The 9947-nt window shown below is 33.9% G+C and carries 8 protein-coding genes; all 8 read left to right on the top strand.

The window, feature by feature from the left end:
• Nucleotides 1–1027 (top strand): SLBB domain-containing protein (locus tag SOY52_RS02070; RefSeq protein ID WP_320847327.1); only part of this gene is annotated, 1027 nt, incomplete at its 5' end.
• Nucleotides 1028–1040: 13 nt separating this feature from the next.
• A complete protein-coding gene (locus tag SOY52_RS02065; RefSeq protein WP_320847326.1) occupies nucleotides 1041–3359 on the top strand; it encodes a polysaccharide biosynthesis tyrosine autokinase in 2319 nt (772 codons plus the stop codon).
• A gap of 173 nt (nucleotides 3360–3532) precedes the next feature.
• Nucleotides 3533–5128, top strand: coding sequence for a bifunctional aspartate carbamoyltransferase catalytic subunit/aspartate carbamoyltransferase regulatory subunit (locus SOY52_RS02060; protein WP_320847325.1), 1596 nt, complete (start codon nucleotides 3533–3535; stop codon nucleotides 5126–5128).
• Between the two features lie 63 nt (nucleotides 5129–5191).
• Nucleotides 5192–5890 carry an orotate phosphoribosyltransferase gene (gene pyrE, locus SOY52_RS02055; RefSeq protein WP_320847324.1) on the top strand — a complete coding sequence of 233 codons (699 nt, stop codon included), beginning with the start codon at nucleotides 5192–5194 and terminating at the stop codon, nucleotides 5888–5890.
• Between the two features lie 3 nt (nucleotides 5891–5893).
• Entirely contained in the window at nucleotides 5894–6772 is an 879-nt protein-coding gene (pyrF, locus tag SOY52_RS02050) for an orotidine-5'-phosphate decarboxylase (protein ID WP_320847323.1), read from the top strand.
• Complete coding sequence (locus SOY52_RS02045; RefSeq protein ID WP_320847322.1) at nucleotides 6769–8493, top strand: dihydroorotate dehydrogenase; 1725 nt, start codon at nucleotides 6769–6771, stop codon at nucleotides 8491–8493. Before pyrF ends, SOY52_RS02045 begins: the two co-directional genes overlap by 4 nt.
• Nucleotides 8490–9515, top strand: coding sequence for a dihydroorotase (locus tag SOY52_RS02040; protein ID WP_320847321.1), 1026 nt, complete (start codon nucleotides 8490–8492; stop codon nucleotides 9513–9515). Before SOY52_RS02045 ends, SOY52_RS02040 begins: the two co-directional genes overlap by 4 nt.
• A 240-nt stretch (nucleotides 9516–9755) precedes the next feature.
• Nucleotides 9756–9947 (top strand): hypothetical protein (locus tag SOY52_RS02035; RefSeq protein WP_320847088.1); only part of this gene is annotated, 192 nt, incomplete at its 3' end.

Raw genomic sequence — 9947 nt, 5'->3', positions numbered from 1 at the left:
TACTAGATTAAGTGATATGATTGGTTATGCAACCAACATGGCTAGCACTAGAAATGTTATAGTAAAAAATAGTGATGGTGAAATCTCTTATGATCTATATAAAGCATTGAAGGAAGGTGATTCAACCTCTGATCCTGTATTAAAGAGTGGAGATACAGTTATTTTTACTGAGCGCGAAAGATTGATTACAATTGGTGGCTCTGTAATGATTCCTGGTAGCTATCAGCTTGAAGAAGGTGAAGAATTAAATGCTTTAATTAATAGATATGCTGGTGGTTTTTCAAAGAACGCTGATAGTAGCAAAATCATTTTAAAGCGTTTTGAAAATGGTCGCTATAATGAAAGTATTATTGAAAACATTGATAATCTTACTTTATTAGATGGGGATATAATCTACATAAGTGCTATACAGTCAGAGTTATATTCTGTTTCTATTGAGGGTGCTTTATTAAATGATCAAAAATCAGCATCCGTTTCTGGAAGTGCTTCAACTTCATACTACTTTAGATTCTCAACTGGTGATACAGTAAGAGATTTAGTGGAAGTAATGAATCCATATTTTATCTCTGAAAGTGATCTTGCTGGTGCAAGTTTAATTAGAAAGGGTGAAATAATTCCAATTAGTTTTGCTGATGTACTATATGGTAATGATGAAATGGGTAATATGGCGCTTGAGAGTGGCGACAGATTTATTATTCCATTCTCTCAACTCATTGTAAATGTAATTGGTGCTGTAAATAAAAGTGGTGTATATGGATTTGTTCCAGGAAAAACTGCTTCCTATTACATTACTTTAGCTGGTGGTTATTCAACAGATGCTAAAGGCCAAAATGATTTTACAATTCGTGATAAATATGGAAACAAAATTAAAGCAAGTGAAGTAGTTCCTGCAGAAGCTGTAATTGAAGTTGAAAGAGATAACTTTGTTAAGAACTTACAGCCAGCTGTTGCTGTAATTGGAATTGTTTCTTCTGTTCTCGCAATTGTTACTTCAACTCTTGCGATAGTCGCTCCAAGTATTTATTGATAGGAAAAATGATATGGAAAAACCAATGGTAAATGAAAATGATGAAATAGATTTGCTGGAGTTAGCTGCTTCCTGTTACAGAAGAAAATTCATGATAATTTTATTTTTTATCGTAGCAGTAGCTCTTGCTGTCGGATACCTATGTATTGCAGTTCCAACATACGAAGCAAGCGTTACAATAATGGTAAAGCCAATAAGTGAGTCTTCTTCATCTCTCTCTAGCTTGCTATCAGGATCAACAATGGGTTCTTCAAGTAAGATTACAACTGAAGTTGAGCTTATGAAGAGTAGAAGGAATTTAAATAATGCACTTTCTATGCTTGATTTAGATTCCTATCAAACAAAGGATGGAACTAAGTATAGTGAGTTTGAAAAGCCTTTAAGTGCAATTTCTATGGAAGATAAGGTAACTGTCTCAACAGTAAAAGATACAAGTCTTGTAGAAATTACAGTTTCTGATTCTTCTCCTGAATTTGCATGTGACTATGCTAATGCACTTGCTATTTCATACAATGAGTTATTAACACAAATTGCAAGAAAAGCAACACAGACATCATTAGACTTTTTGGATGCTCAAATTCCTATTAACTTAAAGGAAACAGAGGAAGCAACTAGGGCTTTAGCTGAATTCCAAGTTAAAAATAATATTTTACAAGTTACCCAAGATAGTAAGGAAGCTTTATTAGAGTATAACTATTTATTAAAGAGAAGAGCTCCTTTAGAACTTGAGGTTGCTAAAGCTGATGCAATAATTAATTCTTATACAGGATTAATTAGCCAAAGTGATATCGAAGCAAATGATAAAGTAATGGCTTTAATGGCTGATATTGAAAGTGCTCAGGAAGAGGTATTAAAATATGATTTATTAAATCTTTCAGCTCAAAGCACATCTGCTAAATCAATATTAAATTCATCTCAAGAGAGTAGATATTTTAACTTAAATCAATCTATTGAATCTTTAGATAAATCATTAACAGCTTTAATAACAGATATGGTTGATGCAGATAGAGCTACAGCTACTCAATATGCTAAGGCTATGTGCCAAAAGATTAAGGCTGAGCTTGAGATTAAGTTAATTAATATTGAGGCAGATAAAAATAATGCATTCTTAGAAACCGTTCCTGAAATTGAAAGACAGCTATCTGAACTTCAAACACAAGTTGAAATTTATACTAAGATGTCTGTTTCCTTAATGCAGATGCTTCAAGAAGCAAAACTTAAGGATAGTGCAATTAGTGATAATGTAAGTGAAATCGATCTTGCTGAGGTTCCTGAAAAGCCAGTAAGTCCTAAGAAGGCAATGATATTATTAGTAGCAGGATTTGCTGGAATTTGTCTTGGATGCTTACTTGCAATTGTACTTGAATGGAATGATAAAGCATTCTATACAATCGAGGATGTTAAAAAAGAGCTTCCTTCAGATATCCCATTCCTTGGCTGGATCCCAATGCTAAAGAGAAAAGCTCATGAAAGATACTTTGGTTCTGTTGTATTAAATCAACCAAACTCATTTGAAAGTGAGCGTTATAAGCATATTGCATCAACAGCTCTTTTTGGAAACAAAGGTAGGAAGAGAGTAATTAGTGTATGTGCATCTGAAAAGAATATTGGTAAAACTAGTGTAATGGTTAACATCTCTGTTTCATTTGCACAGCAGGGTTATAAAGTATTACTAGTTGATGGAGACCTTCGTATGCCATCTTGTGAAACCTTCTTTAACATCGAAGGTGCAGGCTATGGTATTGTTGATGCTGTAATGGATAATGTACCTCTTAATGAGTGTATAATACAGCCAATTCCTAATTTCGAAAATCTACATTTACTTCCATGTGGAACAAGACCAAAGGTTCCATCTGTTGTATTTGCACAAGAATCATTTACTAATGTTCTTAATAAATTAAAGGAAAGATATGATATCATAGTAATTGATGCCCCACCTCTAACATTTGCATCAGAGCTTCTTAATATTTTAAATGTTAGTACAGCTGCAATTTGTGTTCTTAGAGCTGGTATTAGCCAAAAGGATTACTTTGAAGATTTAATGAATACTCTAAAGGGTACTTCTGTTAATATTTTAGGTGTATGTCTTAATGGTTATATATATCAGAGAGGACATAACAGTGGTTCTTATGGTTATGGCTATGGATATTACTCACAAAAGACAGATGATGTTGAAGGTATTAAGAGTATTGTTAAGGGTGTAGGATTATTCTCTTCTAGACGTAGATACTATCGTAAGAGATATAAGCAGGATATGAAGTATAGAGAAAAGAAGAGTAATTTTGCTAAAGTAGAAAGAATTTATCCATATTTAGATAAAGAAAATACTTGAAGATAGAGAGGATATCTGATATCCTCTCGCATTTAGGAGAAGACAATGAAAGAACATAATATGTCCCTATTAGAGCGAATAATTTCAACTCATAGCATTTCTGTTTTCTCTTATTTTGATTTATAATGTAATTTGTCCCATTTTTGTGGGACTTTTTTTTTGGAGGAAAAGTGATGGAAAACAATGTTTTCAAAGGCCGTTCACTTACGGTTATCGAAGATTTCTCAATTGAAGAGAGAAGATATTTCTTTAAGAAAGTAAGTGAGTTAAAAAAAGCAATTATTGAAAATAATGAAGCTGTAATGGATTCATTTAGAATTAACGACCCTGACTTTGGTATGTATGAAGTCTTCCTTGAAGATAGTACAAGAACTAAAGAATCATTTAGAAACGCTGCTAAATTCCATCACGCTAAGGTATCAGAGTTACTTTGTTCATCTTCTTCAATTAATAAGGGTGAAAGCTATGCTGATACTTTTAATATGCTCAGTGGTTATTCAAACACAATCTTTATTGTAAGAAGTAAGGTTGAAGGTCTTTGTAAATGGCTTGATGACGAATCTGAGTTATATACAAAGAGAAATAACCTACCAATTAAACCTGCATTTATCAATGCAGGTGATGGAAAACACGAGCATCCAACTCAAGAACTTCTTGATGAATTTACCTTCCTTGAAGACAATAATATGAGCTTTGATTCAATTCATGTTGCTTTAGTTGGCGACCTTTATCATGGAAGAACTGTACACTCTAAGGCTGATGGTCTTAAGCTTTTTGATAAGGTAAAAGTGGACTTAATTGCTCCTACTGAACTTGCTATGCCAGAAAACTACCTTGAAAAGATGAAAAATAATGGTTTTGAAGTAAGAGAGTTTAAGTCAATTGAAGAGTATCTTGAAGCAGATGATGTTGCAAAGATGTGGTACTTTACTAGACCACAGCTTGAAAGAATGGGTGAGCGTATTTTGCAAAAGCAGGACCAGCTTAGAAAGAGTATTACTTTTAGAAAGGAATTTATTGAGAAGCTTCCTGAAAATACTAAGTTCTATCACCCACTTCCACGCCATAAAGAGCATCCAACAATTCCAACCTTCTTAGATAATACACCTCTTAATGGTTGGGAACGCCAGGCTATTAACGGTATGTATTGTAGAATGGTTCTTCTATCATTGGTTGCAGGAAAAATTGGACAAGATTTTATTCCACTTCAAGCAAAAGGAACTGAAAAAGAGGATGAAGAATACATTATCAGTGTACCTGTTTCTAAGGAAAAAAAGAATACTAAAAATTACTCAGAAGGGGTTCATCCAATTGAGAACGGTATTGTAATCGACCACATCTGTAAGGGTGATAGCCCAAGTGAAATTAGAAACCATATGAGACTTATTAGTGCAGTTTTAAAGCTTGATGAAAGTAAGGGTGGTGAGTGGATTAGTTCAGGTTCTGATGGATCTTACAAGGGAATTATCTTCCGTCCAGGAAAGTATGAATTAACAAGAAAGGACTTAAAGCGCCTTGCAGCAGTTGCTCCACACTGTACATTGAATATTATCAAAGATGGTCATGTTGAAGCAAAATATAGAACACATATGCCACCTCGAATTTATAACTTCGAAGATCTTTCATGTAACAATGAAGCATGTATCAGTCATCCTATTAATGGTGAAGGTGTTCCTGCTATGTTCTATAGAACACCTGAAGGTCAATTTGAATGTGCATACTGTGGAAAGACTCACTCATTTAAAGAGATTTGGATGAGTAGACGATAAACTCTTGAGAAGTAAGTTTTTCTCGTTTAAAATTAACAAAATGCTTATGGAGGACGTAATAAAATGAAAACAATTGAAGAAATTACAAAATACTATGGCCCTCAGCTTGCAAAGGGTGCTTTTGAACTTGGTGCAATTAGGCTTAGTCCAAAAGATCCATTTACATGGGCAAGTGGATATAGAATGCCAATATATAACGATAATAGACAATTTTTAGCAAAAGCTAGTTATAGAGCATTAATTTGCGATGCTTTTTCTGATATGCTCGAGGCTTTACAATTTAATCCAGACAATATTGCAGGAACATCTACTGCAGGTATTCCTCATGCAACAACTTTAGCTGATAGACTTCATAAGCCACTTTCATATGTTCGTTCTTCAAATAAAGACCATGGACTTGGAAATCAAATCGAAGGTCTTGGAAAGAATGGTAGCTATGAAGGAAAGAAGGTAGTATTAATTGAAGACTTAATTAGTACTGGTAAATCTTCATTACAGGCAGTTGATGCAATTATTAAGGCAAACGGTGATGTACCATATTGTTTAGCTATCTTTACATATGGCTTAGATGCTGCAACTCAAGCTTTTGAGAAGGTTGAACCAAAGTGTGAACCTTTTACAATTCTTTCATATCCAGTAATGATTCAAACAGCTGTTGAAGTTGGTTATATCAGCGATGCAGATGCTGCAACTTTACATGAGTGGAGAGAGGATCCATTTGCATGGGGTGAAAACCATGGCTTTAGTAAGGTTGAGAGGTAAGTTATGAGCTATATTGATATTTTAAGAAAGAGTGCAGAAGAAACTAATAATATTGTATGTATGGGATTAGACCCTCAAATTGAAGCTCTTCCTGGAGAAGGAAGTGCTAGAGAAAGAATAAATCAATTTTTTGATGAGCTCTTTCATAGAATGAGATTAGAAGGAGTAACCCCTGCAGCTTTTAAACCAAATATTGGATACTACAGTGCATTAGATAATCCAAGAGAAGATGATTTTTCTGGTTCTCAAGCTCTTTGTGATGTACTCGATATGCTTGATGGGTTTTTCCCATCAATTCCTGTAATCCTAGATAGTAAGAGAGGTGATATTGCTCGCTCAAGTTTAAACTATGCAATTGAAGCTTTCGATAAATGGGGTGCTAGTGCAACTACTATTTCTCCATACATGGGAACTGATTCAATACTTCCTTTTGCATACGAAGATAAGGGTGTATATATTCTTAATAGAACAAGTAACCCTGGTGGTGCAGTTCTTCAGAACTTACATATCATCGATCCAATTGATGAAAAGGAAATCTATCCATTATATATCTCTGTTGCGCATTTAATTGCATCTTTAGCAAAAGATCATCCTGGCCTTGGTGCAGTAGTAGGTGCTACAAATATCTTAGAACTTAAGGATATTGCTAGATACTATGCCTCAAAGGAAATTCCAATGCTCATTCCTGGTGTTGGTTCTCAAGGTGGATCTGCAGAAGAAGTTATGGCTGCTTTACGCGGGGAAGGATATGATGTTCGTCTTGCACGTATTAATTCTTCAAGTGCTTTAACTCATCCTTGGAAGAAAGCTCCAGTACCAGAGAATTACTTAGACCTCTGTTTAACAAATATTAAAAATCTTGTGGAGAAATGTTCTCTATGATTGATAGAATTAAGTCTATTAAAGGTGCACACTTAGTAAAAGGTGTGCATCTTTCTACAGTAAGTGGTGTTGCTTCTACAAAACCAGAACTTGTTAGATATTTTGATAAACAGCAACCTTCTATTGATGTAATTACAACAAAAAGCTTCCAAGTTAATCCGAATCCAGGAAATAGAGAACCAGTTATTTGTGAACTTACTCCAGGTTCATTTGGTAACTCTGTTGGGCTTAGAAACCCAGGACTAGAAAAAAGCTTACCTCCTCTAGAGAAAATTAGGAAGGAAGGTTTAAGAGCATTATTAAATGTTTCAGTTAGTGCATCAAATGTTGAGGACTTTATTACTTTAATTAAAGCTTTCGATGAAATTGCTGATTCAATTGAATTAAATTTTTCATGTCCACATGCTGCAAAAGGTTTTGGAGCATCTATTGGCTGTGATTTAAATGTGGCAAGTTTGTATGTAAGAGAAATAAGGAAAGCATTCCCAAGTCAAAAATCAGCTCTATTAATTAAACTCACTCCTAATGTTGATGATATTGGATCAATTGCAAAAGCTGTTATTGATGCAGGTGCAGATGGTATTGTTGCAATTAATACAGTGGGACCAGAGGTCCATCTCCACAAAGAAAGTGGTATGCCAATTTTAAATAATAAGCTTGGTGGTAAAGGTGGTAAGAGCGGAAAGTGGGTTAAGGAAAGAGCACTTGAAGCTGTAAAACAAATCAGAACTGCTATTGGCGATGAACCTGTTATTATTGGAATGGGCGGGTTATGCGATGCTTACGATGTAAGTGCTATGATTTCAGCAGGTGCTGATGCTGTAGGGCTAGGTTCTGTTTTTGGAACTGTTGAGCAGCAAAACTGGAGAGCTTATCTTGATTGTTTAAAGGATGAAACTATTGCTTTATTAGATCAAAAAACAATTGAAAACAAAGCATCATCCTTTATCAGAACAGATAACAGAATGGAATACACAAAGCATACTGTATTATCTGTTGTAGAACATACTAAGGATATGCTCATTATTACATTAAGTGGTAAGCTAAATTGTAAATCAGGTGAATTTGCATTCCTATTTATCCCTGGAAAAGGTGAAAAACCATTTAGTGTTGCTCACAATGAACCATTAACTTTCTTAATAAGAAAGAGAGGAGAGTTCACTAAAGCACTATTTGAGCTTAAAGAAGGAGATACAATTTATACTAGAGGCTTATATGGAAAACCACTTATCCATGAGAAAAAGAAGAACGTATTATTAATCGGTGGTGGTTCTGGTGTTGCAGTACTTCCTCTTCTTTGTAATATGGTTGAAGCTGATAACTCAAAAGTCGATGTACTAGTTGGAACTACACTTGACCCAATTGGTGTTGATAATAAAGCGCTATTTGAGGACTTCTTCAATAACTTTGGCACATACACAGTTATTGCAGATGATGGTAAGCCGGGTAGAGTACTAGATCATATTAGTGAGCATATTTATGATGTTAATGACACTGCAGTATATATCGTAGGACCTGAAAAGTTTATGTCTATTGCTGCTAGTAAACTAACAAGTCTTGGCATAAGTAAAGATGATATTTATATGTCAATGGAAAGAAGCACAATGTGTGGAATTGGAATGTGTGGGGAATGTGTTTGTGGTGATCGATTAGCATGCCAATATGGAACTTTCTTTACATATTCTTACCTACTTAATAACGCAAAGGATTTACTTTCATGATTGACCCTCATGTACATCTAAGAGATTTCGAATTAGCAAATAAAGAAACCATAGAACATGGTTTGAAGGTTGCTAAATTAGCAGGCTTTCAAAGAGTTTTTGATATGCCAAATACAAAGCCACCTCTAACAAATAAGGAGGCTGTTCTTACTAGATTATCTCTTAGTAGTGAAAGCGTTAAAAAATATAAAGTAGGCTACCATATACATATGGGATTAACAGCTGATGAAAACCAAATTAAGGAAGCTGTTAATACCTACTTTATGCTATTTCCTCTTGTTGTTGGCTTAAAGATGTTTTTAGGCCATTCAACAGGTAATATGGGTATAGTAAATTATGAAGAGCAAGAGAAAATTGTAAAAACCTTAACTCTAGCTGGCTTTGATGGTGTATTAACAGTACATGCAGAAAAAGAGAGTTTAATGAAAAATGATCTTTACATAAAAGGCAAAGGAGAAACCCATTCTTTAGCTCGACCAAATATATCTGAGGTTGAATCAATTTCAGATATAATAAAAATTTGTAAAGATACAGGCTTTAAGGGCACTCTTCATATCGCTCATATTTCTACCAAAGGTGGAGTTGAAAAGGTTTTAGAAGCTAGAAGGGAAGGCTTAAACATTAAAATGGGAGCTACCCCTCACCATGCTTTACTATCAATTGATGATGCAAGGAATAATCCACTATTAAAAGTTAATCCTCCATTAAGAAGTGAAGAAGATAGGGCTTTTATCTTTGAAAGTATTATCAATGGTTCAATTGATAATATTGAAAGTGATCATGCACCTCATACTTTAGAGGATAAGGAAGGTGGAGCATCAGGACTACCTGGTTTTTCTTCAATGCTTATTCTGCTAAAAAAACTTAGGGAAAGTGGAGTTAGTGAAGAAAGAATAGAATTATTATTTGGAAGAAGTGTTCTTAAAGAATTTAAACTAGACGATGAAGAGATTTTTATTCCAAATGATATTGATAGAAGATTAAGTAAAATTAAGGATGAATATCCATTTAATCCATTTTAATTTAATAACTTTGCTTAACCAATAATTATATTATTCGTGTTAGGCAAAGTTTTTACTCTTTGATAAAAATATTTAATTATTATATAATAAATTATTTTACTTTTTAGGCTATTTGTATTGTTTTTAACAAATATTTTTAATCATTTTACTTCTATTATTCATAGGAGGTAATAAAAGTTAAGAGATAGTAAGTCTTAGTAGTACTATCTCGCCTATGAATAAGTTTTGAGGTAAATAATAATGAAAATAAAATACACTAAAGAGGAAATAGAGATTGCTAAATCTCTACGCCCTATTAATGATGCTTTATTTCGTACCATGGCAAAAGATAATATTCCTCTTGTAGAGCATATTATCAGGGTAACTCTAAATAGAGATGATATATCAATAATACGTATAAATACCCAAGATGATATACATCTCTTCTCTTCC

This window comes from Bullifex sp., assembly GCF_034103065.1.
In the GTDB taxonomy this organism is placed as follows: Bacteria; Spirochaetota; Spirochaetia; order Sphaerochaetales; family Sphaerochaetaceae; genus Bullifex.
This window is presented reverse-complemented; position numbering and strand designations above follow the sequence as displayed.

Coding starts and splice junctions, on each gene's coding strand:
- pyrE (WP_320847324.1), top strand. CDS start 5,192: ATGAAAACAATTGAAGAAATTACAAAATACTATGGCCCTCAGCTTGCA.
- SOY52_RS02040 (WP_320847321.1), top strand. CDS start 8,490: ATGATTGACCCTCATGTACATCTAAGAGATTTCGAATTAGCAAATAAA.
- SOY52_RS02065 (WP_320847326.1), top strand. CDS start 1,041: ATGGAAAAACCAATGGTAAATGAAAATGATGAAATAGATTTGCTGGAG.
- pyrF (WP_320847323.1), top strand. CDS start 5,894: ATGAGCTATATTGATATTTTAAGAAAGAGTGCAGAAGAAACTAATAAT.
- SOY52_RS02060 (WP_320847325.1), top strand. CDS start 3,533: ATGGAAAACAATGTTTTCAAAGGCCGTTCACTTACGGTTATCGAAGAT.
- SOY52_RS02045 (WP_320847322.1), top strand. CDS start 6,769: ATGATTGATAGAATTAAGTCTATTAAAGGTGCACACTTAGTAAAAGGT.